Origin of the sequence: Actinosynnema pretiosum, assembly GCF_024171695.1 — a bacterium.
In the GTDB taxonomy this organism is placed as follows: Bacteria; Actinomycetota; Actinomycetes; order Mycobacteriales; family Pseudonocardiaceae; genus Actinosynnema; species Actinosynnema pretiosum.
Map to the genome: position 1 here is coordinate 96,362 of NZ_JAMTCF010000006.1, position 25,583 is coordinate 121,944.

Sequence of the window (25,583 nt, forward strand, 5' to 3'; positions counted from 1 at the left end):
GGGGTCAGGCCTGCGCTCGGCTCCACTGCTGGTTGGTCCCGCTGCCGCAGGTCTGCTGCTGCACGTCCGCGCCGTCCTGGGCGCCGGAGCCGACGACGTCGAGGCACTTGCCGCTGTGCCGCGCGACGATCCGGAAGTGGCTGCCTGCGGCCTGCCACTGCCACTGCTGGTTGGTCCCGGACCCGCAGGCGTACTGGATGACGTTGGCCCCGTCGGCGGTGGAGGCGCCCGCCACGTCCAGGCACTTGCCGCTGTTGCGGTTGACCACCCGGAAGTAGCCGTCGCCGGTGTCCCGGAACTCCCACCGCTGGTTGTCGCCGCCGTTCCAGGTCCACTGCTTGACCTCGGCGTTGTCGGCGGTGGAGGCGGACACGACGTCGAGGACCTTGGCGCTGTTGCGGTTGTCCACGCGGTAGGCGGTGGTCGGGGCGGGCAGGTCGGCAACCGCCAGGACGGTGCCGTGGCGGCAGCCGGGGCAGGCGATCTGGCTCAGCCCGGACCAGGAGTCGAGGTCGGTGCTGGTGGCGGTCCACATGCCGCCGTTGGTGTACTTGTCGACCCAGATCCGCCAGGACCCGTCGGCCGTCCGCAGCACGGCGGGGCCCTCGTAGCCGGAGGTCCAGAGCTGGCCGCGCAGGGTCCACCCGCTGGTCAGGCTGGCGCTGGTCCAGTGCTCGATGTACTTGGTGGTCTCGTTCTTGGTGAACGCGTGGTAGGCGGTCCCGGACTTCACCACGTAGGTGTCGATGTGGTTCGCGCCGAGCCCGCCCATCTGCGCCGGGGCGCTCCACGAGGTCAGCGCGGCGTTCTGGGCGGTGAAGACGTAGGGGCGGAAGCAGTTGGAGCAGGTGGTCTGGTCGACGCTCACGATGATCCGCACCGTGCCGTTCTCGACGTAGAACTCGGGCGCCCAGGTGAACCGGGTGCTGGAGATGCCGGAGTCGACGCTGGTGACGTGCGTCCAGGTGCGCAGGTCGGGGCTGGAGGCGATGCTGAAGTAGGTGGAGCCCGTGGTCCACGACTGCACGGTGTGGGCGACGTAGTAGAGCCCGTTGTGCCGGATGACGCTGGGGTCGCGCAGCACGCCGGAGGGGCCCCGGTAGTTCGTGTCGGCGAAGGCGCTGAAGCTGGTGCCGTTGGTGGAGGAGTAGACCCACAGCTCCTGGTCGGCGGCGCCGTCGCCCTTGAACGTGGTGTAGAGGTAGCCGGCGGCGGCCTGCGCGGGCGGCGCGACGGCCACGGCGGTGGCGGCGGCGGTGAGCAGCGCCAGGCAGAGCCTGGTCAAGCGGTGCGGGAGCTTCCTGATCACGCGGGGCCTCCTGGGCAGCGGAGCACGGGGACCGTGCTGGGCGCGCGAGTGGTGACCGGGCCCCGCGCCGGATCTTGTGACGCGGGTCACCACCTCGTGTGAACGCTAACACCTCCCCGAGCGGTCGATCAAGAGCCCGCGCCGACCGAGGCCTGCTCCCCCTCGGCGCGCGAGCGGGCGGCGGGCGCGCCCGCCGGGACCAGGGACAGCAGGTGGACGCCACCGGCGATGGCCAGCGCGGCGAGCAGCGCCAGCACCGCGTCACCGGGCTCGCCGCCCACCCGCTCGCCGAGCAGCACCACGCCGACGACGGCCGCCGTCAGCGGGTTCACCGTGGTGCTCACCGACAGCGGCGCGCCGAGGCCGTGGCGGTAGGAGCGCTGGGTGAGCAGCACGGCGGCGACGACGAGCACGAGCACGCCGGGCACGACGAGCGCGGTGTCGGCGTGCAGCAGCGCGCCGACGCCGCCGCCCGAGACGAGCAGCACGGTGGTCTGCAGGAGCGCGGCCAGGACGCCGAACGCGATCCCGCCCGCCGCAGCGAGCCGCAGGCCACCCGCGTTCCCCCACCCGAGCAGCACGAGCACGGCGCCCGTCACCACGAGCAGCCCGCCCAGGTCGCCGCCGGAGAGCACACCAGCGCCCGACCCGGTGCCCACGACCAGCAGCACCGCCACCAGCCCGGCGCCCACCAGCGCGGACCCGCCCCACTCGGCCCGCCCGACCGCCTCGCGCCGGGCGAGCGCGCCCAGCAGCACCGCGAACACCACGGTCAGCACCCCGAGCGACTGGACCAGCACCAGCGGCCCGAACGGCAGCGCCGCGACGTGCAGCACGCCCCCGACCCCGTTCAGGGCGATCGCCCACCACCACGCGGACGTGCGCGCCAGCACCGCTCCCGGCAGGTGGGCGAGCCGCTGCTGGCGCACCGCGCCCGCCGCGTAGGCGAGCGCGGAGGCAGCGCTCAAGACGATGGCCGTTGCCGTGCCGGTCAGGTCCACATCGGACAGGGTAAGGGGGAGGCGGTGAACGGGGTGTCATGCGGGACAAGGGTTTCCGGGCGGACGGGCGAGGTGCGTCGGGGCCGCGCGGCGGAGGGCGGGGGCGGCCATCCGGGGGACGGCAGGCGGCGGTGGGCAGGAGCGGCCGGCGGACAGCAGGCGCCTGCCAGCAGGGGCCGCCATCCGGGGCAGCGAGGGTGATCAGCGGCCAACGGGTGCCGGTCAGCGGGTGACCATCCGCACGGCGAGCTGGGTGCGCGAGCGCACCCCCAGCTTGCGGAAGGCGCGGCCCAGGTGGGTCTCCACGGTCTTCTCCGTGACGAACAGGTTCTCGGCGATCTGCCGGTTGGTCAGCGCGTCCGCCGCGAGTTCGGCGACCCGCCGCTCCGACGGGGTCAGCGCGGCCACCCCGGTCGCCTCGATGCGCGGCGGCCTGCCCCCGCCCGCCGCGAGCCCCGCGCGGAGCCGGTCCGCCAGCGCCTCCGCGCCGCACCCCACCGCCACCTCGGCGGCCTCCCGCAGCACGGCGCGCGCCCCGACCCGGTCACCCGCGCGCGCCCGCGCCTCCCCCAGGTCGGCCAGGGCGCCCGCCAGCTCCAGCCGGGCGGGCCCGGCGCGCAGCAGGTCGACCGCCTCGGCGAGGTGACCGCCGCCCTCCGGTCCGGCCGCCGCGACCGCCCGCAGCGCCCGCGCCACCTGGCCGGGCGCGCCGAACGCCGTGGCCAGCCGCAGCTCCTCGGCGGCGAGGGCGGCGGCGCGCTCGCGGCGACCGGACCGCAGGTGCGCCGCCGAGGCGTGCAGCCGCCACGGCACGTCCCACAGCCCGGTGACGCCCCAGCGCTCGTGGAGCGCGGCGCACGTCGCCGCGTCGGCCAGCACCGCCTCGTCGTCGCCGAGCGCCGCGCTCAGCGCCATCCGCGACTCCAGCAGCCACAGGTGCAGCGAGTTGCGCGGCGGCGCGCCGTCGGCCAGCTCCCCGTCCGCCAGCACCGCCCGCGCCTGCTCCAGCAGCCCCCGCTCCACCAGCAGCCGCACGCGCGCGGCGTCCAGCGCGGGCAGCCCCACGTTGGGCCTCGGCACCGCCCGCGACCCCAGTTCGACGTGCTCCTCGGCCGCCGGGAGGTCGCCGCGCAGCAGCGCGGTCCTGGCCAGGTAGCCGCGCACCACGCCGAGCGCGGACAGCTGCCCGCGCTCGACGGCGTCCCGCAGCGCCCGCTGCACCCGCTGCTCCGCCTCCACCAGCCGGTGCGCCACGAGCAGCGTGCTCACCGCCGACCAGATCGCCGACCGCTCGGGGGTGAGCCGGTCGCCGTCCAGCGCCGTGCGGGCCAGCGCCACCGCCACGTCCGCGCGCTCGCCGGTGAACACCGCCTCCACCGACAGGTGGGCCGCGAGCACCGGGTCGTCCTCGCGGGCCGTCGCGCGGAACTCGGCCAGGCGGGCGAGCAGCTCCGGGCGCGCCGACAGCTCCGCGCGCGCCACGCCCAGCAGCTCCGAGCGCAGGTCGCGGACCAGCGCCGGGGAGGCGTCGGGCGGCAGCCGGTCGGCGGCGCGGGTCAGCAGCTCCAGCGCGGCGTCCCCCCGCCCGCAGGAGTGGCGGAACCGGGCGAGGCTGTACCAGCACCGCGCGCGCTGCTCCGGCGTGCCCGCGAGCCGGACGGCCTCGCGCAGGTAGGTGTCGGCGGCGGCGGTGGAGAGCCGGTGCACCTCGCAGTTGCCCAGCAGCCTGCTGATCTCCGAGCGCGCGGGCGGCTCCGGGGGTTCCTGCCTGGCGCGGGCGAGGTAGGTGGCCGCGCCCTCGGGCGACCCGCGCCGCCACGCCTCGTCGGCCGCGCCCGCCAGCAGCGCGACCCGGTCCGCCCGACCGGCGGGCGTGGTCCGCAGCACGTGCGAGGCCACCCGCGCCACCGGCGCGCCCGCCTCGGCGAGCACCCGCGCCGCCCGGTCGTGCTCGGCGCCGCGCTCGGCCAGCGGCACCAGGGACAGCACCACGTCGCGCACCACGACGTGCACGAACGCGGGCGGGTCGGCGTCGGCGAGCACCCCGTGCCGCACCAGGTGCTCCGCGCACGCCGCCGCCGAGGCCACGTCCACCCCGGCGTGCTCGGCGACCAGGGGCAGCGTCGTGTCGTCGCCGAGCACGGCGACGGCGCGCGCCACCCGGCGCACCTGATCGCTCTGACGGCGGAGCCGGGCCGCGACGTGCCTGCGGACCGCGTCGGGTCCGGCCGCAGCCACCGCGTCCGCGCCCCGGCGCGCCCCGTCCTCCTGGAGCACCCGCACCAGCTCGCGCACGAACAGCGGGTTCCCGGCCGTGGTCAGGTGGCAGGCCGCGCACAGCTCGTCGTCGGCCGCGCCGAGGCGCCGCCGCACCAGCCGCGCCACCCCCGCCGCGCTCAGGCCGCGCGGCCTCAGGTGCGCGCAGCCCTCGGCGGCGAGCAGGTCGTCGAGCAGGCCGCTGTCGTCGTGCTCGCCACCCCTGGTGGCGACCACGAGCAGGACCGCCACCGAGTCCAGCCTGCGGGAGAGGAAGCCGAGGAAGCGCAGCGACGGCGGGTCCGCCCACTGCGCGTCGTCCACGACGACGGCCAGCGGGCCGCGCTCGGCGAGCGTGACCAGCGCCCAGTAGGCGCCGTTGAGCAGGGCGAACAGCGAGCCTGCCGGGCCGTCCCCGGTGGGCGCGCGGTCGCCGAGCACCAGCTCGACCGCCGAGGCCGCGCCGGTGAGCAGCGCGCGCCGCTCCCCTGGGTCGCCGGGCAGCGCGGGTTCGAGCAGCTGGCGGACCACGCCGAACGCGAAGTCGCGCTCCAGCTCGGCGCCCCGCGCCGACAGCACCCCCAGCCCGGCGGCGGCGGCCGAGCCGCGCACCTCGCGCAGCAGCGCGGTCTTGCCCATCCCGGCGCCCGCGTCGACGACGACCACCCCGCCGCGCCCGCGCCCCAGCTCCCGCACGGCCTCCCGCAGCACGGCGAGCTCGGCGTCCCGCTCGACCAGCTCCGGCGGTGGATCAGCGGGAACCGGGCGTGAACGCATACGACGAGTTCTAGCGCACCCTCCGGGACCGGCGCACCACCCCTAGCGCGGGGCGGGCGCGGGCACTCCACTCCCCCGACGTCGCTGCGGCCGTGGACCGCGAACCACATCAGGGGATAGTGCGGGGATTCCCCGACTGCGCTCCGCACACCGGCTCCCTAGCGTCCTGAGCACGGGAACGCCCTCCTCCCCGCCGCGAGGAAAACGCTTCCCCACCAGGGGTTCTCCACCACTCTCCGATGAGCAGAGGGGCAATCAGCCATGCACGCACTTCTCCGACTGGCCGTCGTGGGGGCGTCGATCGCGGCGCTCACCGCAGGCGCGACGGCCGCACCGCGAACGGCCACCGCCGCGCCGTCACCCGACGCCGGCCTGATCTCCGCCATGCGGCGCGACCTCGGGCTGACCGAAGCGCAGAGCGTCTTGTTACGCGAGAAGCAGGACGCGGCGATCACGCTCGACGGCGCCCTGCGCGGCACGCTCGGCACCGCGTTCGCCGGGTCGTGGTTCGACCCGGCCGACGGCGTCCTGACCGTCAACGTCAGCGATCCCGCCCGCGCCTCGGACGTCGAGAAGGCCGGTGGGCGGGCGCGGGTGGTCACGCGCACGTCGGCCGAGCTGGAGGCGATCAAGGCCGAGATCGACAACGCCTTCGAGCCGGGCCGATCCCCTTCCGCCGCGGGCTCGCCGACCTCGGGGCTGGAGTCCTGGCACGTCGACCCGAAGTCGAACCGGGTGGTCGTCAGCGTGATCGAGGGGCAGCACCCGGCCGTGCTCGACGCGCTCGCCCGGCACGGCGACGCGGTGGCCGTCGAGCACGTCGAGCAGGCGGCGGAGACCACGAAGTGGATGAACGGGGGTGAGGAGATCCACGACATCCTGCTCACCTCCTGCTCGGCGGGGTTCAACGTGCGCAACCCCGAGAACGGCAAGACGTTCCTGCTCACCGCAGGCCACTGCTTCGACCACGGCGACTGGGTGTTCGGCAACGACCTGAGCTACTTCGGCGACGTCGTGGCGAGCTACTTCCCGAAGTGGGACCACGGGCTGATCGAGGCCAAGAACACCTCCCACTGGCAGCAGGGGCCCTACGTGCAGTCCGACCCCGCCAACGGCGGCTACATCACCGTCGGCCCGGCCCGCGAGGCGCCGGTGGGCACCGCGATGTGCAAGTACGGCGTCACCACCCAGTGGACCTGCGGCACCATCGTCGCCAAGGACAAGAGCGTGACGTACGCGGGCGAGTCCGAGCCGGTCAACCACCTCACCCAGACCAACGCCTGCTCCGAGCCCGGTGACTCGGGTGGTGCGAACGTCGCCTACACGCCCGCGTGGACCGCCGAGGGCATGACCAGCGGTGGCGCGCTCGTGGAGGTGGACGGTGCGCAGCGCTGCCTCGCGGCGGTCGGCCGGGCGAACCGGTCGTACTACTACCCGGTCGCGAAGGCGCTGGAGTTCTACGGGCCGAACTTCGGCGTGTCGCTGATGTGACGTGGTGGCCCCTGCCGGGGGTCGGGGTCGTCGTCGACGATCCCGACCCCCGGCGGCGCGGGTCGGGTCAGGTCGCGGGTCAGGCGAGCTTGCGGGTCAGGAAGTCGTGGATCAGCGGGAAGACCTCGTCGGGCCGGTCCTCCAGCAGGAAGTGGCCGCTGTCGAAGAGGTGGAACTCGACGTCCGGCAGGTCGCGCTCGTACGGGTGGGCGCCGTCGGCCGGGAAGATCACGTCGTTCGCGCCCCAGACCACCAGGGTCGGGGGCTGCTTCGCGCGCAGCCACTCCTGGACCGCCGGGTAGAGGGCGGGGTTGGTGCCGTAGTCGAGGAAGTAGTCGAGCTGGACGTCCTTGTTGCCGGGCCGGTCGAGGAGGGCCTGGTCGATGGTCCAGTTGTCCGGGGAGACGCGCTCCGGGTGGGCCATGCCGTCGGTGTACTGGAACTTCGTGGTCTCGGCCGTGACCAGGCCGCTGAGCGCCTCGCGGTTCTCCGGGGTCGGGTCGGCCCAGTAGCGCTTGATCGGGGCCCAGAAGTCGTTGTCCAGGCCTTCGTCGTAGGCGTTGCCGTTCTGCACGACCAGGGCGGTGATCGCGTCCGGGTCGGCGAGCGCGAGGCGCCACGCCGTGGGGGCGCCGTAGTCGAAGACGTTGACCGCGTAGCGGGTGACGCCGAGGCGGGTCAGGAGCGCGCGGACCAGGTCGGCGGCGCGGTCGAAGGTGTAGGGGAACTCGGTGTGGTCGGGCGCGGCGCTCTGGCCGAAGCCCGGCAGGTCGGGGGCGATCACGCGGAAGCGGTCGGCGAGGTGCGGGATGAGGTCGCGGAACATGTGCGACGAGGTCGGGAAGCCGTGCAGCAGGAGCACGACGGGGGCGTCGACCGGGCCCGCGACGCGGTAGAAGAGCTCGAACCCGTCCAGGTCCTCGGTCTTGTGCTCGACGATGACGGGCTTGGCGGGCTTGGTGGGCGTGGTGGTCACGGTGGGTCTCCTCGGGTCGGGATGTCGGGAAGGGGAGCACCGTGAACATACCTACCTTCAGGTATGGCGGCAACCCTGAAGGTAGGTATGTTTTGGGGTGTACCGTTCCGGGGGTGGACAACAGGCAGCGGATCGTCGAGTCGGCGAAGGTGATGTTCTGGCAGCGCGGGTACTCGACCACCAGTCCCCGGCAGGTCATGACCGAGGCGGGCGTGGGGCAGGGCAGCTTCTACCACCACTTCCCCACCAAGACCGAGCTCGGGTTGGAGGTCGTCGCGGGCAACGGTCGCGACCTGCTCGACGCGGTCCGGACGGCGATGGCCGGGCAGCCGACCGGGCGCGACCGGCTGGCGGCTTTCCTGCGGTCGGCGGACAAGGCGCTGGAGGGGTGCCGGGTGGGCGGTTTCGCCTACGACGCGAGCGTTCTGGGCGAACCGGAGCTGCGGGCCAGCCTGGGGGCGACCTTCACCGAGCTGGGTGGCCTGGTGGAGGAGGCGGTGCGGGCGGGCCAGGAGGACGGCTCACTGGTGCCGGGCGCCGATCCGGCGAAGACCGCGGCGGCGCTGACCGCCGCCGTCGAGGGGGCGTTCGTGCTGGCGCGGGCGACCGGTCGGCAGGGCTCGGCGGACGACGCGACCGCGGGCATCCTCGCGCTGCTGACGAACGACTGATCCGAGGCCGGGCTCGTCCACGGGCGGGGTCACCCCCCGCCCGACGTGCGGGCCTCACCAGGTTCCGACCACCGACCAGGGATGGGTGAGCGTGGGAACAACCGCGAGAACGGACCTGAACTTCTACTTCGACCCGATCTGCCCGTTCGCGTGGATGACGAGCAAGTGGGTCAGGATCGTGCAGGCGCAACGGGATCACACCGTCGACTGGCGGTTCATCTCGCTGCGCCTGATCAACGCGCACGTCGACTACGACAGCCACTTCCCGCCGGAGTACGAGGCGCAGCACGAGGCAGGCCTGCGGTTGCTGCGGGTCGCCTCGGCGGTGCGGGAGGCGCACGGTCGCGCGGCGGTCGGCCCGCTGTACTCGGCGTTCGGCGCACGGATCATGGAATCGGGCCCCGACGCGGGCCGGGCGCCTGGCTGGCAGGGCGCCCCGGAGCTGGCCGCCGACGCGCTGGCCGAGGCCGGGTTGCCCACCGCGCTGGCCGAACACCTGGACGACGCTTCACGCGACGCGGAGATCCAGGCCGAGTCGGACGAGGCGCTGTCGTTGACGGGCAAGGACGTCGGCACCCCGATCCTGCACTTCGCCCCACCGGACGGAACCGCGCTGTTCGGCCCGGTGATCAGCAGGCTCCCCGACGAGGGGCAGGCCGCCGAGCTGTGGGACCACGTCGTCGGCCTGGCCGCGTTCCCCGGTTTCGCCGAGCTCAAGCGCAGCCTGCGCGAACAGCCGCAACTGCCGTCGTTCGGCGTCACGACGGAGCAGACGGGCCCGGTGGAGGACTGGCACGCCGGAAGCCGCCGCTTGAAGAAGTAGCCACCCCCCACGCCCCTCGCGCTCGACGACCGCTCCGGTGGCCGTCGAGCACGAGGGGCGGCCCCCGAGGGCGCGGCGAGCGATTCCCGGTTCCGGCGCTGGCAGCGGGCCGCAGTCCGGCGGACGATCCTGACCGCGCTGCAACCCGGAGCCGACGCGACCGACCGGATCACACCGGGAGCGTCTTCGCCGTCGTGGGATCAAGGCGACCGTCCCGAGTGAGGTCGACCAGGACGCGCATCGCAGGGCCGAGGGGGCGGAGGGCTGCCGTCCACCGGCCTTCGACCCCGAGGACTACGCACAACAGCACGCCGTGGAACGCGGCATCAACCGGCTCAAGCGTCACCACGCGGCGGCAACTCGGTACGACAGGGTGGCCGTGCGCTACGCGACCACCACCGTGCATGTCGCCGCGATCGACAAATGGCTCTGAGTCCGCCCAGAACAGCGAGACCCGGCCGCCCGCCCGGTCGTACCCGCGCAACGGGAAACGGGCCACGCGTTTGCCGTGGACGTTCACCCCCTCGGCTGTCACGGCCGATGAGGGCGGCCAGGTGACAGCACGGGTGTCTGCGATGACAGCACCCGCCAGCGGTTCCGCACCAGCCGGGGCGCTCGTGTCCTTTTCCGGTGGCGGGACCGTGCCGCGCCCGCCGTGGAGGACCGCGCCACGCAGCGCCCGCCGTCAGGGAGCAGGCGGAACGCGGCTGGGGCGCCGCCGCTGGGCGGTGGAGCGTGGTTGCGCCCGGAGGGGGTTAGCGACGTCGGACCGCGTAGGTCAGGTGGGTCACCCCCTCGCCAGGGTCCGCGCGGAGCTGGTCCAGGGCGATCCTGGACGCGTCCACGCCCTCGAACAGGCGGATGCCCGCACCGAACAGCACGGGTGACAGGGCGATCGTGAACTCGTCCACCAGCCCCGCGTTCAGGTACTGCAGGATCGTCTCGGCGCCGCCCGCCACGCGCACGTCGCGGTCGCCCGCCGCCTCGCGGGCTCGGGTCAGGGCAGGCTCCGCGCCGTCGTTCACGAAGTGGAAGGTGGTGCCGCCCTGGCGTTCCCACGGGGCGCGGCGCTCGTGGGTGAGCACGAAGACCGGCGTGTGGAACGGCGGGTCCTCGGGCCAGGCGTGCTCACCGGCGTCGAACATGCGCTTGCCCATCACGCTCGCGCCGGTGCGCTCGAACGTCGCCCGCGCCAGCTCGTTGTCGCGGCCCTCCGCGCCACCGGACCCCAGCTTGAGGTTCTCCCGGAAGAAGCGCTGCCGGAAGGCCCAGCCCTGCAGCTCCATCCACTGCCGCCCCATCAGCTCCTCGGCGGACTCGGGGGCGATGAAGCCGTCCAGCGACATCGACACGCTGAAGAAGACCTTGCCCGCCATCAGCTCCCCTCCCCCGCCATGACCCCGGTGACGTGGGCGGCCAGGTTCCCCAGGGTCTGCTGACCGCCTTCGACCGCGTGGTACTTCTCGGCGGCCTCGTCGCGCTGCTCCTTGGTGGGGAAGATCGTGCGCAGCTCCACGCGCGTCCCCGCCCCCTCGGGCTCGAACGTCAGCACCGTCTCGAACGTGTTCGGGTCGTCGCGGAACTCCCCGTGCCGCAACGTGATCCGCTCCGGCGGGGTGATGCCGGTCCAGGTGATCCACTCCGGGTAATCGGCGCCGTCCGGACCGCGCATCACGAAGTCCCACTCCCCGCCCACGCGGAACTCGAACGCGCGCGTCGTGGTGGTGAACCCGTCCGGGCCCCACCAGCGCGCCAGGTGGCGGACCTCGGTGAACGCCTCGAACACCAGCTCCCTCGGCGCGTCCACGACCCTGGAGACCACGATCTCGCGGTCGGTCGCCACCGGCCGTCCTGTCGTTCCCACCCGCTACTCCCCCTGCCTCTCCTGCTTGAGCTCCTGCAGGTACGAGTCGAGGCGGGTGAAGCTCTCGCTCCAGAACCGCTCGAACCCGCCCGCCCACTCGTGCACCGACCGCAGGCCGTGCGCGTCGAGGCAGTACAGGCGCTGCTTGCCCGCCTTGCGATCGCGCACCAGCCCCACCTCCCTGAGCACCCGCAGGTGCTTCGACGCGCGCGGCTGGGACATCCCCAGCTCCTCGGCCAGCTCGGTCACCGGCCACTCGCGCGAGCGCAGCAGCACCAGGATCTCCCGGCGCTGCGGTTCGGCGATCGCGTTGAAGACGTCCGATGTCGTTGCTGCCCTGGCCATGACTCATATCGTATGCCGATACGGGAATGGGTCAAGGCGGGAACGGCGGATTCCACCGGAAGGGGGAAGGCCAGCGACTAGGCAGGCTCAGGCGCGCGGCAGCTCGGGCGGCGGGGCCGAGCCCCTGGGCACGGTGGGCACCCACAGGAACTCCACCGCGTCACCCCCGGCGCCGAACGTGTAGCCGCCCGCGCTGGCCAGCCGGGCCGACCCGCCCTCCGCCACGCGCAGCAGCTCGACCTCGCCCCGCCGGACCACCAGCTCGCCCCGCAGCACGTGCGCCATCGAGTCCGGCGTCCCCGGCGTGCTCCCCACGCCGCCGTACCGGTCGTCGCCGAGCAGGCGCCACTTCCACAGCTCGATCGACGCCTCGGCCGTCTCCACCGCGTTCACCAGGTACGCCCAGCTCCCGCCCGGCGTCGACCACACCTCCACGCCCTCGGGCAGCGGGTCGCCGAGCACACCGGCCAGCGCGGAGAAGGTCGTGCCCAGCGCGGACGCCACCCGGTCCACCGTGGACAGGCTCGGGTTCGCCTGCCCGAGCTCGATCTGGGTGAGCATCCGCCTGCTGACGCCGCTCAGCTCGGCCAGGCGCACCACGCTCAGGTCGGCCGCCTTGCGCAGCGCGCGGATGCGGTTGCCCAGGAGGACCACGACCTCCGGGCGGATCTGGTCGGCCACGCGCGCCACCCCGCTCCCCAAGTGAGCACTATAGTGCTCACCATCCCCGGTCGGCGCCGCGCCGACCGCCCCACCGCACGCGCACGTGAAGGCAAGAGGCCCGCATGACCGCAACGCAGCCGTTCCCCCCGCCCGCGCGCACGTCGCGGCCACGGCGGGACATCGTACGGTGGCAGCTCGGTTCCGCGACCTCCGGCGTTCCCCAGGCCGCGGCCCCGATCGCCTTCGGGCTGCTGGCGCTGCCGCTCACCGGCACGGCCGAGTCCGGGGCCGCCCTCGTCTTCGCCATGACCACCGCCCAGGTGCTCGGCTCGGTGCCCCTGTCCCGGCTGGGCAGGCGGTTCTCCCCGGTGCGCTACCTGCGCGCCCTCGTCGCCGTCCGCACCGCCGCGTTCGCCGCCGCCACGGGCCTCGGCGCGGTGGGCGCGCCGTTCGCCGCGCTGGTCGCCGCCGTCGTGGTGGCGGGCGCGGTCAGCGGGGCCGCGCACGGCTACCAGCGGTTGCTGCTGAACCACCTGGTCTCCCCCGGCCGCCTGCCCAGGGCGCTGGGCGTGGCCGCCACGCTGAACGAGGTCACCTTCGCGCTCTCCCCCGTGCTCGCGTCGCTGATCGGGTCGGCGTCGCCGGTGTGGGCGATGGCGATGATCACCGTGCTCGGGCTGGGACCGGCCGTGCTCACGCCCCGAGTCCCGGACGTGCGCGCGGCCCCGGACGCCGCCCCGGTCGGTGGCGGGCTCCCCCGCGAGGCGCTGGTGTGGCTGTGCTGCGCGGCGGCGGGCAGCGGCGCGGTCGCGGCGGTCGAGGTCGGCGCGGTCTCGTTCGCGCTCGCCTTCGGCCTCGGGCCGGGCTGGGCGTTCCTGTTCGCCTCCGTGCTGTGCGCGGGCTCGATCCTGGGCGGGATCAGGGTGAGCGTGCGCAACCGGGTCCCCGGCGTTCGGACGGTCGCGCTCTACCTCGCCGCCAGCACGGCCGGCGCCTGCGCGACGCTGGCGGGCGGGCACCTCGTGGTGACGCTGGCGGGCGCGGCGGTGCTGGGGTTCTTCCTGCCGCTGCTGGGCACGTTCTACTCGCTGGCACTGGACGCGCTCGCACCGCCGCACCGCAAGGCGGAGGTGTTCGCGCTGCAGCGGGTGGCCAACGCGGTCGGGGTGATCTCGGTCAGCGGGCTGCTCGCCCTGCTGGGACTTCGGGCCGCGCTGATCGGCGGGGCCACCATGCTGCTGGCCGCCACCTGCCTGGTCGCGCTGCGCGCCGCCCTGCCCCGGTTCCGTCCGCCCGGGACGGAACCGGGACCTCTCGGCGACTAGGACGCGGGCTCACCCGAGGGCGGCGGCAACTGCACGCCCACCCGCACCGGCGGGCCGAAGTTCGGTGTGCCGTCGGCGTTCCAGGTGAACTTCTGCGCCCGCGTCGAGCGGTTCATGTCGCACCCGCCGGACGCGCTGTCGTTGGCGTGGTAGACGATCCAGTCCTCGGTGCCGTCCGGGGACTTGAAGAAACCGTTGTGGCCGGGGGCGAACACGCCGTTGGCGTCGTCGCGCTGGAACACCGGGTTCGGCGACTTGGTCCAGTGCGCCCGGTTGAGCGGGTCGCTGCCGGTGAGGGTGAGCAGGCCGAGCTTGTAGTCCGGGCCCCAGCACGCGCTCGCCGAGTACACGATCATGGTCTTCCCGTTGCGGTACAGCGGTTCCGCGCCCTCGTTCACGGCGGCGGTCTGCCGCTCCCAGGCCAGGGTCGGCTGGCTGATCGTGCGGCGGGCGCCGCTGAGCGTGTACGGGTTGCTCATCGGCGTGATGGTCAGCGACTGCGTGCCGTCCATCGCGCTGCCCATCAGGTACAGCTTCCCGCCCACCTGCAGGATGCTCGGGTCGAGCTCCCAGGTGTTCCCGAGGTCGGCCTTGAAGGTGTAGGGGCCCATGGGGTCGCTGCCCGCGGACTCCAGCACGTGCAGGCGTTGCGTGGGGTTGAAGTCCGGCACGTTCTGCCCGGCCACGTAGTACAGGTACCAGCGGCCGTTCAGCAGGTGGAACTCCGGCGCCCACATGTTGCAGCACCCGTTGGGGCGGCCTGCCAGGGTGAACACCACCTGGTCGGTCGCGCTCGACAACCCGGCCAGGGTGCGGGAGCGGCGCATGGTGACCGTGGAGTTCCACGTCGTCGTGGCCAGGTGGTAGTAGCCGTTGTGGTGCTGGAGCCAGGGATCGGGGCCGCCCCGCTTGACCGGGTTCACGACCGCGCCCGCCGCGCCCAGCTTGATCAGCTGCCACTGCTGGTTCGCGCCGTCCAGGTCCGGCCACTGCACGACGCGCGCGCCGTCGGAGGTCGACCACTCGTAGGTCTCCACGGCCTTGCCGCTGGCCCGGTTCAGCAGCCGGACGTGCCCGAACGCCGAGTCCACCAGCCGGAACTGCTGGCTGGTCGCGTTGGAGTCGGTCCACTGCACGACCTCGGCCCCGTCGGCGGTCGACCCGCCGGAGATCTGGAGGACCTTGTTGCTGTGCCTTGACTTGAGCCGGTAGTAGCCGCCTCCCGAGTCGACGAACTGCCACTGCTGCCAGGCCCCGTCGTTGCGGGTGAACTGGGCGATGCGGGCGCCGTCGCCCGTGGCCAGGTCGTAGACGTCGAGCGCCCGGCCGCTGTGCCGGTTGACCAGCGCGTACGAGGCGGAGGTGTCGACGACGGCCGCCGAGGCGGCCGGTGGCACGGCGGAGGTGATCCCGCCGAGCAGGAGGGTGGTGGTGGCGAGGGTCAGCGCGGCGCGCCGTCCCCTGCGCCGGACTCCGGTGGTCGCTGTCACGGTGCGCTCCCTGCGACGCCGCGGGGGCGCCGCGCGGTCGGTGGTGGGCGGGCGGACGTGGCGGCGGTGTTCGGCGACAGCACGGGCGCGCCGGGCCTCGGGCCCGGTCACGTCCGCGCACCGGGGTGGCGCGAACACCTCGACGCTAACGGGAGGACGGCGCGGGCACAACACCGCCTCCGCGCCGTCCGCGCCGCGAGCGGCCTCAGGGCACCACCCCCACAGCCAGCACGTTCCCCTCGCAGATGTAGGCGTCGGGCGCGTCCAGCGGGTTGCCCGCCTCCGCCCCGGCCGAGTACCCCGCCCACTCCTCGACGTCCAGCCCCAGCTCCGCCGCCTGCGCCGCGAGCCGCGCGCACGCCTGCCCGTAGAAGGCGCGCTCCACCGGGCTGAGGGGCGCGTGGTGCTCGGACAGCAGGGTGCGCTGGCGGACGTCGACGAGACCGGCCGCGGCCAGGTGCCGGTACAGGTCGCGGCTGCGCAGGAGGTTGCGGGCGTAGGGAGAGGTGGGCGCCGCCGCCCGGAAGAGGTCGCTGAACAGGAACTGCGGGCCCGGTCGGGCGGTGACGGTCGTTCCGTCCAGCTCCTTGACCGCGACCAGGCCGCCGGGGCGCACGACGCGCCGCAGCTCGGCCAGCGCACCCGTCAGCGCGGCGTCGTCCAGGTACTGCGCGGTGTTCGCGCACCACGCCGCGTCGAACGAGTCGTCCGGGTGGGGCAGGTCGAGCAGGTCGCCCTGGCGCACCTCCACCGGCAGGGGCAGGTCGGCCGCGACGGCGGCGGCGAGCCCGGCGTTCTCCGGGGTGAGGTCGACCGCGGCCAACGACCCCCGGACGCCGACCAGCTCCGCGAGGTGGGGCAGGAACCGGCCGGTGCCGCAGCCCGCGTCGAGCACCCGCCAGCCGGGGCGCAGGCCGACCGCGCGCAGCAGCTCCAGGTAGGTGGGGCGGCACGCCTCGAAGTGCGCGTCGACGATGTCGGCGCGGGTGAAGGCGAGCCCGGTGGAGGCGCTGAACCCCCAGCGCGCGTCGGTTCCGGTGCTCATCGGCGCTCAGCTCGCTCTCGGACCAGCGCCGCGAGGGCGGCGGTGGTCTCGTCGGGTGCTTCCAGGGGGAGCAGGTGGCCCGCTCCGGGCACGGTGGTCAGGGCGGCGCCCGGCAGCGCGGCGGCGAGGCGTCGGGCCTCGGCCGGGTCCACCAGCTCGTCCTCCTCGCCCGCGAGGAGGACGACGGGCCCGGTGAAGGCGGCGAGCGCCGCGTGGGAGTCAGGGCGAGCGGCGACCGCCCGCTGGACCCAGGCGATGTCGGCGGGCGCGATCGCGCGCGCCGTGCGCGTCACCGCCGCCAGCAGCTCGGGCCTGCGGGCGCGGGTGGTGGCGCCGAGCAGCCGGGGCGCGGTGGCGTCGACGACCGCCCCGGTCAGCGCCGGGTCGGTGATCCGGTCGGCCAGCGCGAGCCGCCGGGCCCGCGCTTCCGGGTCGTCCGCGTCGGCGCGGGTGCTGATCAGCAGCAGGCCCGCGACGCGGTCGGGGTGCCTGCGCAGGAAGGCCATCGCCAGGTAGCCGCCCAGCGAGCAGCCCACCAGCGCTGCGGTGTCCGCGCCCGCCCGGTCCAGCTCGGCCGCCAGCCGGTCGGCGAGCGCGTCCAGCGACGGGGGCCCGGTGAGACCGTCCGCGAGCCGGTAGAGGTCGGGGACGAGGACCGGGGCGGGCCCGGTGGTGTGGGACCGCCACATGCCGGGGTCCGAGGCCAGGGCGTGCAGCAGGACGAGGGCGGTGGTCACCGGGTCACCGCCAGGGCGCCCGCGCAGGCCGCCGCGAACGCCAGCACCCGGTCGGGCGCGCCGGGCAGGTGCGCCAGCTGCACGGTCACCGGGGGCAGGTCCGGCACCGGCACGACGCGCACCCCCGGCGGGGCGACGTCCCGGATGGAGAGCACCGTCAGGTGCACGGCCGCGCCGGAGGCGACCAGCCGCATCAGCTCGGGCACGGTGGTGAGCGGGAATGCCCTGCGCAGCGGTTTCCCGCCGGGGGTGCGCGGCGGGACGATCTCGTCCCAGGCGGCCTCGGGCATGTCGCCCGGTCGGTCGAAGCACGGGTGGTCGGCGACCTCCTCCACGGACACCTCGGCGCGCCCGGCGAGCCGGTGCCCCGCGCCGACGACGACCGCGCGGGGGTCCAGCGCCACCGGGCCGGTGTAGACCAGGCCGGGCTCGCGCTGGGCCGCCTTGGTGACCATCACGTCCACCCGTCCCGAGCGCAGCGGCGCGAAGGGGTCGCGCACGTCGTACTCGACCAGTTCCACCTCCTCCCCCAGTCCGGCCGAGGCTATGAGCGCCTCGGGCAGGCCGCGTGATCCGTGGTAGCCGAACCGGAGCTCAGACACCGGCGTCCTCCTCCACCAGGCCCGTGACGGCGAGCAGCCGTCCGGGGCAGTCGGGGTCGCTGTCGACGCGCAGCGCGTCGAAGGGGCCCGGCGCGCCCACCAGTCGAGGCACGCCGCGCACGACGAGCAGGTCACCCGGTCGCAGCAGGCCGTCCAGGACGGCCTCCGCCAGCAGGTGGCCCAGGTGCACCAGGCCGCGCTCCAGGGCGAGCCCGGAGCGGACCAGGCAGAGCACGCGCCTGCCGGTGGGCGGGCCGGGCAGCGGCACGGGCACGTCCGCCGCGCCCGCCAGCTCGCGGGTGCCCGCGAAGGCGCGCAGGAGCCTGCGCAGCGGGGTGTGGGCAGTGGCGGGCGCGGGGGCGGTCCACGCGGCCGAGCCCGCCGGGTCGGTGCGGGCGAAGGCGAACCGGTCCCCCAGGTTGGCCGGGTTGCCCGCCAGGAACAGGGTGCGGGTGAACGCACCGCGCCACGCCGAGGCGCTCTCGGCGTCCAGCCCCGAGGCGAGGGCCACCGTGCCCCTCACCCAGGCCGCTAGGTCGAAGCGGCGCAGGACGGCGATCACGGCCACGCCGTCGTCGTCCGAGGCGAGGGCCTGCACGGCGAGCAGACCGTCCGGTGTGGACAGGTCGTGGGCGCGGGCCAGGTCGGGCCGGGCGCGGGTGATCCGGTGGGCCAGGTGGTCGTGCAGCAGTTCCTGGGTGAGGCTCACCCGTACACCTCCTCCAGCAGGGCGCGCGGGGGTGCTCCCCGGCGACGGGCGAGCAGGCCGCTGGTGAGCCGGTACGGGTCGACGTGCGCGTGGGCGCCGTCCCTCCCCCGGTGGGCGGCGAGCACGGCCAGCGCCTCCTCGCGCCCGGTGTCGGCGGCGGAGTCCAGCAGCCTGCGCGCCTTGCCGAGGGCGCGGTCGAGCAGGTCGTGCCGGAACGAGTCGTGGGCGCCGGGGCCGAGCAGGGCGATGAAGTACAGCCGCAGGCCCAGGCGCAGCTCGGCGGGGCTGAAGCGGTCGCCGAGACCGGCCAGCAGGTCGGCCGCGCCGAGACCGCGCCAGCCACCGTGCCGCGCCGAGGCGATGCGGCCGTCGATGGGCACCCGGCCCAGCGGGACGCGGTGCACCAGGACGCCGAGCCGGGACAGGACCCGTTGCAGCAGCAGGTAGTCCGGTTCCAGCTCGCGGTCGTGGAGCAGGACGACCTCGTCGTGCTCGCGGGCCAGTGGCAGCAGGTCGCGCAGGGCGCAGGCCAGGTAGTTGGGCCTGCCGTCGGCGCCGACGACCACGCGCAGCGGGACGCCGTGGCGGGTGGCGTCGAGGTAGACCGGGCCTCCGTCGCGGCGCAGGTCAAGGCACAGGTCAAGGCCGCCGAGCAGGTCGATGGCCTCCTCGAGGCCCATGCCCGGCGGCTGGTGCTCGGTCAGGCCGGGGTCGTGCAGGCCCAGCGCGCGGTACTGCTCCCGCCACACCCTCAGCAGCCGGGCGCTGGCCGGGTGGACCCAGCCGTGCTGCTCGATGGCCTCCAGGTAGGGGGCGCAGTCGGCGGCGGTCGGGCGGCGGTCCTCGGCGCGGAACTCCCGGTAGAGGCCGCCGATGTCGTCCTCGGACATCCGCGAGTAGTCGACGTCGCCGAGCACGCGGTCCAGGTGCGCCCAGAAGCCGACGGTCTGCTCGCACGCGTCGAACGCGCTGTGGCTGCTGCGGTGGGTCACCCGCGCCAGCGGCGCGGTGGCGCGGTGCAGCACGTCGGTCCAGAGCAGGCCCTTGAGGTGGCTGGGGGTCAGCGGTTTGGTCGGGGTGACGGTGACCGGGGCGACCAGGACGCGGCGCGCGTCGGGGTCCACCACCTCCGCTGTCCGCCGTTCAGCGTGGACTGCTTCCAGCGTGGGCACTCTCGCTCACCTCCGGTCCGGTCGCTGCCATCAGCTCCGCCCGGCTGGGAATGCCGGGCGTGGGTGCGGGCGGGGCCGCCGCCAGTTCCTGGCGCACGCGCGCGGCGAACCCGGCGTCGCCGAACACCTCGTCCGGGGTGTCCAGGCCCATCAGCACGCGGGTCACGCCGCGCCACAGCGACCGGTCGCGGCCCGCCACGGCGCCTGCGGCGCGCAGCGGCGTGGTGACCGCGCCCGTCGGTGGGACGCCCTCGGCTGCGGCGCGCCAGCGGGTGGCGCGGTCCCGTCCCTCCTGCTCGGCCTGCCGGTACCAGGGCAGGAGCAGCTCCGCCGCCGAGGTGGCGGCGGCCCCGGAGAGGCCCCGGCCGAGGTCGGGGTGGGCGGCCACGAGGTCGGCGAGCCGGAAGGCGTGCGCCAGCAGCAGCGACAGGCCCCGGCCGAACAGCGGGTCGGTGACGCAGGCGGAGTCGCCGACGGGCAGCAGGCCTGCCAGCGGCGGCGCCAGCGCGGTGGCGCGCACCGAGTTCGAGGGGCAGGTGATGACCCGGACCGGGGTGATCGGGGTGGCCCCGAGCTCCAGCCACCGCCCGACCCACGGGACGGCGCGGGCGGCCGCGTCGAACGCGCCGGGGTCGCGCAGGCCGCGCAGCCCGTCGTCGCCGGGCAGCACGCCGAAGGCGATGGAGAACGTGCCGTTGTCGCCGGGGTGCAGCACGCACGCGCAGTGGTCGCCGAGGACGCCCGCGGCGTTGCCCCGGTTGAGCGGGCCGGGGCCGCCGTGCGCGCGGTAGAAGCGGGCGTAGGCGCTGACCGAGGACGGGGCGACCAGGTCGGCGGCGGGTTCGACGCCGAGCGCGGCGAGCCAGCGCCTGCCCAGCGCCCGCTTGCCGGTGGCGTCGACGACGAGGTCGGCGGGCAGGTCGCCGGTGTCGGCGCGCACGCCGGCGACCCGGTCGCCCGAGGGCGAGGTGAGCAGGCCCAGGACGCGCTCGCCGTGGCGGACCTCGACGCCGGGCAGGGCCGAGACGTGCCGGTGCAGCACGACGTCGAAGGTGGCGCGCCTGCACGCCAGCGCGCGCAGGTCGGCGTCGCCGGGGTCCGGCGGGGCCTGCGCGCCGCCGGGCGCCGCGCCGGTGAGGTCGAGCACGGTCGCGCCCGCCCGCACGAGCGCGGCGAGCACCTCGGGCGCGCGCCGGGCGAGCACCCGCACGCCCAGCGAGGTCACGGTGTGCGAGTGCCCGGTCTGCGGCGCGGTCGGCCGCTCCCAGCGCGCGCCCGCCTGCGCGGCCGGGCCGGGCGGGGGCGGCGAACCGCGCTCCAGGACGGTCACCCGGTGCCCGCCGCCCGCGAGGGCCAGTGCGGTGGCGAGCCCGGCGGGACCGCCGCCCGCCACCACCACGTGCGCCACCGCGCTACCTCCGCTCGCCGCGCACGAGGAACACCCGGCGCACGTCCCGCACCGCGCGGGGCGGCACCTCGTCCGGCCAGCGGCCGTAGTCGGCGCCGGGGTCGCCGGGCTGGAGGGCCTGCGCGGTGAAGCCGTGCTCCGCGAACAGCTCCTCCGGCTCGTCGGAGCCGAACAGCCAGGGGCAGCCCCACCCGGCGAACACGTCGAGCAGGCCTTTGGTGTCCGGCAGGGTCAGCGCCGCGCGGTTGACGATGTCGGCGGCGATGAGGCTGCCCGGCGCGGTGATGGCGGCGATCCGCCGCAGCACGCGGCGCGCGTCGGCCTCGGGAACGTAGTAGAGCAGGCCCTCGACGAGCCAGGTGGACGGCTGGTCTGGGCGGTAGCCCGCAGCGGTGAGCACGCTCTCCCAGTCGTCGTCGCGCAGGTCGAGCGCGACGGGGACGCGCTCGGTGGCGGGCTCGGCGTCGGCGAGCACGACCTCCTTGAGGGCGAGGACGGCGGGGCGGTCGACCTCGAAGACCCGCACGCCCGATGGCCAGGCGAGGCGGAAGGGCCGCGAGTCCATGCCCGCCGGGGCCATGACGATCTGCCCCATCCCCGGCCGGGCCGCCGCGTCGGTGAGGAAGTCGTCGAAGAAGCGGGTGCGGATGGCGTTGTAGTCGGGGGTGCTGGGCAGCGTCCTGGGGCGGTCCGGGGGGAAGGTGGCCGCGTGGATCTCGGCGAGCAGCCGGGGGCCGACCTCGCCCGCGAACGCCTCGGCGTGCGGGTCGGCGTAGAGGCGGTCCGGGCGGCGGGTCTCGGCGGCGCGCAGCGCGGCGGTCAGCAGCGCGGTTCGCTCCACGGAGTCCAGCAGGTCCTCGGTGTCTGCGGTCATCTCACTCCTCGTCTCGCGGGGCGCCGACCAGGCGGCGCCACGACCTCTCGTCCTGGCGGAACAGCTTGTCCTTGACCTGCGCGGGTCTGGTGCCCTCGGCGACGCGCTCGTGCCAGTCGCGCCAGAACGCGGCGCCGTCCACGGCGGCCAGTCGGGCGGGGGCGAGCGCGCGGCGGGCGCGCGCTCCCCGGTAACCGGGGGACTCGGCGGCGAGCGCCGCGTCAAGCCGCAGGCGCAGCCGCTCGGTCTCGTCCGTGGTCCACGGGGTGGTGGGGGCGAGCGCGAACTCGTAGCCGGGCACGCCGTCGGCGGTGGGCGAGTGGCGGCAGGAGGCGTTGCGCACCTCCAGGCCGGTCTCCGCCGTGGCGCGGGCCAGCGCGCGCACGACGTGCGACTCGCGCAGCCGCTCCCCGGCCGCGTCGCTGACGCCCGCGCGGCCCGCGTAGGCCACGCGCGGGCTGCCGTCCTCGGTGTCGACCACGCGCACCACGTCGCCGCCCGCGTAGCGGTAGAAGCCGCCGACGTGGCTGTAGACGACCTGGTACTCGTGGCCCGCCTCCAGCTCGTGCGGCAGGAGGGTGGCGGCGTCCGGGGTGATCGGGGTGTCGGCGGGGACGAACTCGTAGAACGAGGAGGTGACCGCGAGGTCGCCCGCGGCGGGGTGCCGGTCGAGGGTGACCGCGGTGGGCCCCTCGGAGGCCGCGACCGGGGCGGGCAGCAGTTCGACGCCGATGCCGTACTCCTCGCGGAGCCTGGGCAGGTAGAGCGCGGCGACGCCCCCGGTCCAGCAGAAGATCTGCCTGACGCGGGGCCAGACGTGGGCGGGGCGCACCTGTCCGAAGGCCGAGGCCAGCGCCTCCAGCCGCGCGGCCCGCTCGGGGTTGGGCTCTCGGACCCGGTGGCCGAGCGCGGTGCCGTCCCGGACGTCCCGGACCAGGCGCTCCCACCAGGTGCGCAGCTGGTGCGGGAGCGCGGCCACCACCGCCGGGTTGATGCCGATGACGCCGCGGACGTCGGCCTCGACGGCCAGGCGCAGCCGCAGGTACGCCTTCTCCAGGTGGTCGTCGGCGGCCACCGGGACGGGCAGCGCCGCCCAGGTGGCGGCGCTGCCGGGCTCGGCGCTGAGCGGTTCGCCGAACGCCGCGCCGAAGTCGACCTGGCTGGCGCCCAGGTGGGGTTTGCCGTCGGCGGTGGCGCGCGGCACGGGCAGCGGGTCGTGCTTGAGGTTGAGCACCGCGTCCCGGTCGGCGGTGAAGTCGGGGTGGTGCTCGACCATCGGCGCCCACGCGGCGTAGAAGAACGGGAAGAAGCTGGTGCGCATGAAGCGGCGGGTGACGGGGACCTTCTTGTGCTCGCCGGTGCTGCCGCTGCTGGTGAAGTAGACGACGGGGTCGTCCGAGGTGAGCAGGCCGCGCTCGCCCGCCGCCATCCGCTCGATCCAGGGTTCCAGGTCCGCGTAGCCGTGGATCGGGACCGCGCGGCGGTAGTCGTCGGCGCCGCGCACCCCGGCGAGGCCGTGCGCGCGGCCGAACTCGGTGCCCGCGTTGAACTCCAGCAGGTCCGCGAGGACGGCGCGCTGGCTGCCGGGGGTGTCGCGCAGCGCCTTGCGCAGGTGCTCGCGCTCGGTGAACGCGCGCTCGCGGTGGCCCCGGACGTGCTCGGCGCTCCAGCCGGGTTCAGGCGAGCTCACGGGCGACCGCCTCCTCGACGAGGTCGGCGGTGGCGTCGACGTCCGCGCGGGGCAGCAGGTCGACGGGCAGGTGGGCCGTCTCGCGCAGCAGTTCGGCGCGCAGGTCGGTCTGGAAGCCGGTGAACGCGTCGCGGTCGACGTGGTCCCCGTGGAACTCCAGGCCGTTGGCCAGCGCCCCGTCGCCGCTGCGGGCCCAGGCGGTGGCCGGGTCGACGTCGAGGAACAGCACCCGGCGGGGTTGTGGGAAGCCGCGCCACCACTGGAAGAGCGGTTCGGTCCGCGCGCCGACGAGGCGGCACTTGGCGAGGATCTTGTAGTAGTACGAGTCGATCAGCACCGGCCGGTGCGGGTCGCCGTGCAGGAGCTGGTCGCGCAGGTGGACCACGGCGGTCTGGAGCAGGGCTGCGGCGAAGTCGGGCGAGTGGTGCTTGCCGAGCGCGGGCAGGACCTCGGTGGCCAGCTGGGCCTTGAGGCTGGTCACGACGCGGTGCTCGGGGGCGAGGAACTCGTCGTCGACCGACAGCAGCCTCCAGTCGGGGTGGCGCGCGGCCAGCGCGCGCAGCAGCGTGGACTTGCCCGCGTAGTCGGGGCCGAGCAGCACGAGAAAACCGGGTTCGGGCATGGGTGTCCCTCGGGTCGTCGGTCGGTGCGCCGCGCACGGGCGACTCTGCGGTGGTGCGGGTGGGTGGCCGCGCCCCCGCGCTGGGGGTGACGCGGGGGCGCGGCCGGTCAGGGCAGCTCGACGGACTGCGCGTGCCGGAACACGCCCAGCGGGTCCCAGGCGGCCTTCGCCCGCTGGAGCCTGGGGTAGTTGTCCTTGTAGTACAACCGGTGCCAGGGCACGCCGGAGGTGTTGAGCGCGGGGTCGCCCAGGTCGGCGTCGGCGTAGTTGACGAAGCAGCCGTCGGTGATGGCGCCGTCGGGCGCGGGCACGCCTCCGGTGTCGGCGTGCACCTCCCGGTAGAGCGACCGGACCCAGTCCAGGTTCGCCGGGTCGTCGGCCTCGTCGTGCCAGAAGGACAGGTACTGGAGCTTGAGGATCGAGTCGCGCTGCGGCACGGCGGTCGCCGACGGCGCGACGGTGTTGACCTGGCCTCCGTAGCCCGCCATGAGCAGCAGCGAGGCGGGGTTGCCGAAGTCGGGGTCGACCAGGCGGCGGTGCAGCGCGGCGATCTGCACGTCGCTGAAACCGCGCCTGAGGTAGGCCGACTTGTCCTTGAACCGCTGGGTGGCGTCCAGCCCGGCGAAGCCCGGCCAGGTGCACACCGCGTGCAGCCAGGGCAGCTCCCGCCGCTCGTTGACCTTCATGGCGGGCCCGCCGGGGACCGTGCCCACGCCCTCGTTGATCTCGGCGAGGAACGCGGCGAGCAGGTCGTGCGCGCGGGGGTCGTCGGCGTCGACCTGGGCGACGAGCAGGTTGGTGCCCGCGCTGCGGTGGAACAGCTTGAGCTGGCTGAACAGCCCGGTGCACGGCGAGTCCGGGGCGGAGTTGCGCTCGTGCCAGGAGCAGTAGTTGCGCACCAGGCGGGCGAAGGTCTCGGGGGTGAAGTCGGCCCACGGCCAGGTGACGTTGGCGACGAGGAGCCGCGACGGCGGCTTGGGCAGCAGGTCGGAGGGGTTGTCGGAGGAGACGCCGGGGGTGCGCATGAGGTAGCGGGTGACGATGCCGAAGTTGCCCCCGCCGCCGCCGGTGTGCGCCCACCACAGCTCGCGGTTGGGGTCCCCCGCGTCCCTGGTGGCCACCACCTTGCGGACGCGCCGGTCCCGGTCGACCACCACCACCTCCACGCCGTGCAGGTGGTCGACGACCAGGCCGTGCTTCCTGGCCAGGGCGCCGTAGCCGCCGCCCGCGATGTGGCCGCCCGCGCCCACGGAGGGGCAGGAGCCGCCGGGGACGGTGACGCCCCACTTCTTGAACAGGGTCCGGTAGACGTCGCCCAGGGTGGCGCCGGGGGCGATGGAGAACGCGCGGTGGTCGCGGTCGTAGGTGACGACGGACAGGCCGGACAGGTCGATGACGGTGCGCACGGCCGGGTCGGTGACGAAGCCCTCGTAGCAGTGGCCGCCGCTGCGGACGGCGACGCGCTCGCCCGCGCGGACCGCGGAGCGCAGCGCGGCCACCACCGAGTCGGCGCTGTCCGCCAGGTGCACGCGGTCGGGGCTGCCGACCCAGCGCAGGTTCGCGCCGCGCACCAGGTCCGGGTAGCGGGGGTCCTCGGCCAGGACCGAGATCGGAGCGGAGGAGGGTTGCGCCTGCGCAGGCGCGCCCGCGCGGGTGAGCAGTGCGGTGGCCCCTGCGGCGGCGGATCCGCCCAGGAAGGATCTGCGGGACGGGTGGGACATGTGGGGACCTCG

Annotated in this window: 23 protein-coding genes; 4 read left to right on the forward strand and 19 right to left on the reverse strand. The window is 75.0% G+C overall.

Annotation, left to right across the window (positions count from 1 at the left end):
- Positions 1-4: 4 nt before the first annotated feature.
- The 3 genes from LV78_RS13780 to LV78_RS13790 form a co-directional block, all read right to left on the reverse strand.
- A complete protein-coding gene (locus LV78_RS13780; RefSeq protein ID WP_253845656.1) occupies positions 5-1,309 on the reverse strand; it encodes an RICIN domain-containing protein in 1,305 nt (434 codons plus the stop codon).
- A 128-nt stretch (positions 1,310-1,437) separates the two neighbouring features.
- Positions 1,438-2,310: a DMT family protein gene (locus tag LV78_RS13785; protein WP_253845657.1), complete on the reverse strand. Its 873-nt coding sequence runs from the start codon at positions 2,308-2,310 to the stop codon at positions 1,438-1,440.
- Between the two features lie 222 nt (positions 2,311-2,532).
- Positions 2,533-5,343 carry an ATP-binding protein gene (locus LV78_RS13790; RefSeq protein WP_253845658.1) on the reverse strand — a complete coding sequence of 937 codons (2,811 nt, stop codon included), beginning with the start codon at positions 5,341-5,343 and terminating at the stop codon, positions 2,533-2,535.
- Between the two features lie 261 nt (positions 5,344-5,604).
- On the opposite strand from LV78_RS13790, the gene LV78_RS13795 reads away from it, so the two are divergent.
- Entirely contained in the window at positions 5,605-6,834 is a 1,230-nt protein-coding gene (locus LV78_RS13795) for a S1 family peptidase (protein ID WP_253845659.1), read from the forward strand.
- Positions 6,835-6,913: 79 nt separating this feature from the next.
- Here the strand turns inward: LV78_RS13795 and LV78_RS13800 are convergent, their stop codons facing one another.
- A complete protein-coding gene (locus LV78_RS13800) occupies positions 6,914-7,810 on the reverse strand; it encodes an alpha/beta fold hydrolase (protein ID WP_253845660.1) in 897 nt (298 codons plus the stop codon).
- 113 nt (positions 7,811-7,923) lie between these two features.
- Between LV78_RS13800 and LV78_RS13805 the strand changes: the two genes are divergently transcribed.
- A complete protein-coding gene (locus tag LV78_RS13805) occupies positions 7,924-8,481 on the forward strand; it encodes a TetR/AcrR family transcriptional regulator (RefSeq protein ID WP_253845661.1) in 558 nt (185 codons plus the stop codon).
- Between the two features lie 91 nt (positions 8,482-8,572).
- A complete protein-coding gene (locus LV78_RS13810) occupies positions 8,573-9,304 on the forward strand; it encodes a mycothiol-dependent nitroreductase Rv2466c family protein (protein ID WP_372494885.1) in 732 nt (243 codons plus the stop codon).
- 755 nt (positions 9,305-10,059) lie between these two features.
- Here LV78_RS13810 and LV78_RS13815 read toward each other — a convergent pair.
- The 4 genes from LV78_RS13815 to LV78_RS13830 all read right to left on the reverse strand — a co-directional run bounded on the left by LV78_RS13815 (position 10,060) and on the right by LV78_RS13830 (position 12,194).
- Entirely contained in the window at positions 10,060-10,680 is a 621-nt protein-coding gene (locus LV78_RS13815) for a dihydrofolate reductase family protein (RefSeq protein WP_253845662.1), read from the reverse strand.
- Positions 10,680-11,168 carry an SRPBCC family protein gene (locus LV78_RS13820; RefSeq protein WP_253845663.1) on the reverse strand — a complete coding sequence of 163 codons (489 nt, stop codon included), beginning with the start codon at positions 11,166-11,168 and terminating at the stop codon, positions 10,680-10,682. The genes LV78_RS13815 and LV78_RS13820 overlap by 1 nt, the downstream gene beginning before the upstream one ends.
- Positions 11,169-11,171: 3 nt before the next feature.
- A complete protein-coding gene (locus LV78_RS13825; protein ID WP_253845664.1) occupies positions 11,172-11,513 on the reverse strand; it encodes an ArsR/SmtB family transcription factor in 342 nt (113 codons plus the stop codon).
- Positions 11,514-11,600: 87 nt separating this feature from the next.
- Positions 11,601-12,194, reverse strand: coding sequence for a helix-turn-helix domain-containing protein (locus LV78_RS13830; protein WP_253845665.1), 594 nt, complete (start codon positions 12,192-12,194; stop codon positions 11,601-11,603).
- Positions 12,195-12,298: 104 nt separating this feature from the next.
- Between LV78_RS13830 and LV78_RS13835 the strand changes: the two genes are divergently transcribed.
- Positions 12,299-13,501, forward strand: a complete 1,203-nt coding sequence (locus LV78_RS13835; protein ID WP_253845666.1) for an MFS transporter — start codon at positions 12,299-12,301, stop codon at positions 13,499-13,501.
- On the opposite strand, the gene LV78_RS13840 is transcribed toward LV78_RS13835, so the two are convergent.
- The 11 genes from LV78_RS13840 to LV78_RS13890 all read right to left on the reverse strand — a co-directional run bounded on the left by LV78_RS13840 (position 13,498) and on the right by LV78_RS13890 (position 25,571).
- Positions 13,498-14,991, reverse strand: a complete 1,494-nt coding sequence (locus LV78_RS13840; protein WP_253845667.1) for a family 43 glycosylhydrolase — start codon at positions 14,989-14,991, stop codon at positions 13,498-13,500. The genes LV78_RS13835 and LV78_RS13840 overlap by 4 nt on opposite strands.
- Positions 14,992-15,196: 205 nt before the next feature.
- On the reverse strand, positions 15,197-16,036 hold the full coding sequence (locus tag LV78_RS13845; protein ID WP_253845668.1) for a class I SAM-dependent methyltransferase: 840 nt from the start codon (positions 16,034-16,036) through the stop codon (positions 15,197-15,199).
- A complete protein-coding gene (locus LV78_RS13850) occupies positions 16,033-16,773 on the reverse strand; it encodes an alpha/beta fold hydrolase (protein WP_253845669.1) in 741 nt (246 codons plus the stop codon). The genes LV78_RS13845 and LV78_RS13850 overlap by 4 nt, the downstream gene beginning before the upstream one ends.
- The gene (locus LV78_RS13855) at positions 16,770-17,375 is read right to left on the reverse strand and encodes a LysR substrate-binding domain-containing protein (RefSeq protein WP_253845670.1); all 606 of its coding nucleotides are present in this window, start codon (positions 17,373-17,375) and stop codon (positions 16,770-16,772) included. The genes LV78_RS13850 and LV78_RS13855 overlap by 4 nt, the downstream gene beginning before the upstream one ends.
- Positions 17,368-18,084 (reverse strand): DUF6182 family protein, encoded by a 717-nt coding sequence (locus LV78_RS13860; protein ID WP_253845671.1) that lies wholly within the window; start codon positions 18,082-18,084, stop codon positions 17,368-17,370. Before LV78_RS13860 ends, LV78_RS13855 begins: the two co-directional genes overlap by 8 nt.
- Complete coding sequence (locus LV78_RS13865) at positions 18,081-19,256, reverse strand: hypothetical protein (protein ID WP_253845672.1); 1,176 nt, start codon at positions 19,254-19,256, stop codon at positions 18,081-18,083. The genes LV78_RS13860 and LV78_RS13865 overlap by 4 nt, the downstream gene beginning before the upstream one ends.
- On the reverse strand, positions 19,228-20,664 hold the full coding sequence (locus tag LV78_RS13870; RefSeq protein ID WP_253845673.1) for an FAD-dependent monooxygenase family protein: 1,437 nt from the start codon (positions 20,662-20,664) through the stop codon (positions 19,228-19,230). The genes LV78_RS13865 and LV78_RS13870 overlap by 29 nt, the downstream gene beginning before the upstream one ends.
- Positions 20,665-20,668: 4 nt before the next feature.
- On the reverse strand, positions 20,669-21,538 hold the full coding sequence (locus tag LV78_RS13875) for a class I SAM-dependent methyltransferase (protein ID WP_253845674.1): 870 nt from the start codon (positions 21,536-21,538) through the stop codon (positions 20,669-20,671).
- Position 21,539: 1 nt separating this feature from the next.
- On the reverse strand, positions 21,540-23,228 hold the full coding sequence (locus LV78_RS13880; RefSeq protein ID WP_253845675.1) for a GH3 auxin-responsive promoter family protein: 1,689 nt from the start codon (positions 23,226-23,228) through the stop codon (positions 21,540-21,542).
- Positions 23,215-23,850 carry a hypothetical protein gene (locus LV78_RS13885; protein WP_253845676.1) on the reverse strand — a complete coding sequence of 212 codons (636 nt, stop codon included), beginning with the start codon at positions 23,848-23,850 and terminating at the stop codon, positions 23,215-23,217. Before LV78_RS13885 ends, LV78_RS13880 begins: the two co-directional genes overlap by 14 nt.
- Before the next feature lie 107 nt (positions 23,851-23,957).
- Complete coding sequence (locus LV78_RS13890; RefSeq protein WP_253845677.1) at positions 23,958-25,571, reverse strand: FAD-binding oxidoreductase; 1,614 nt, start codon at positions 25,569-25,571, stop codon at positions 23,958-23,960.
- Between the last annotated feature and the right edge of the window lie 12 nt (positions 25,572-25,583).

Coding starts and splice junctions, on each gene's coding strand:
- LV78_RS13795 (WP_253845659.1), top strand. CDS start 5,605: ATGCACGCACTTCTCCGACTGGCCGTCGTGGGGGCGTCGATCGCGGCG.
- LV78_RS13890 (WP_253845677.1), bottom strand. CDS start 25,571: ATGTCCCACCCGTCCCGCAGATCCTTCCTGGGCGGATCCGCCGCCGCA.
- LV78_RS13815 (WP_253845662.1), bottom strand. CDS start 10,680: ATGGCGGGCAAGGTCTTCTTCAGCGTGTCGATGTCGCTGGACGGCTTC.
- LV78_RS13885 (WP_253845676.1), bottom strand. CDS start 23,850: ATGCCCGAACCCGGTTTTCTCGTGCTGCTCGGCCCCGACTACGCGGGC.
- LV78_RS13835 (WP_253845666.1), top strand. CDS start 12,299: ATGACCGCAACGCAGCCGTTCCCCCCGCCCGCGCGCACGTCGCGGCCA.
- LV78_RS13790 (WP_253845658.1), bottom strand. CDS start 5,343: ATGCGTTCACGCCCGGTTCCCGCTGATCCACCGCCGGAGCTGGTCGAG.
- LV78_RS13845 (WP_253845668.1), bottom strand. CDS start 16,036: ATGAGCACCGGAACCGACGCGCGCTGGGGGTTCAGCGCCTCCACCGGG.
- LV78_RS13875 (WP_253845674.1), bottom strand. CDS start 21,538: ATGACCGCAGACACCGAGGACCTGCTGGACTCCGTGGAGCGAACCGCG.
- LV78_RS13825 (WP_253845664.1), bottom strand. CDS start 11,513: ATGGCCAGGGCAGCAACGACATCGGACGTCTTCAACGCGATCGCCGAA.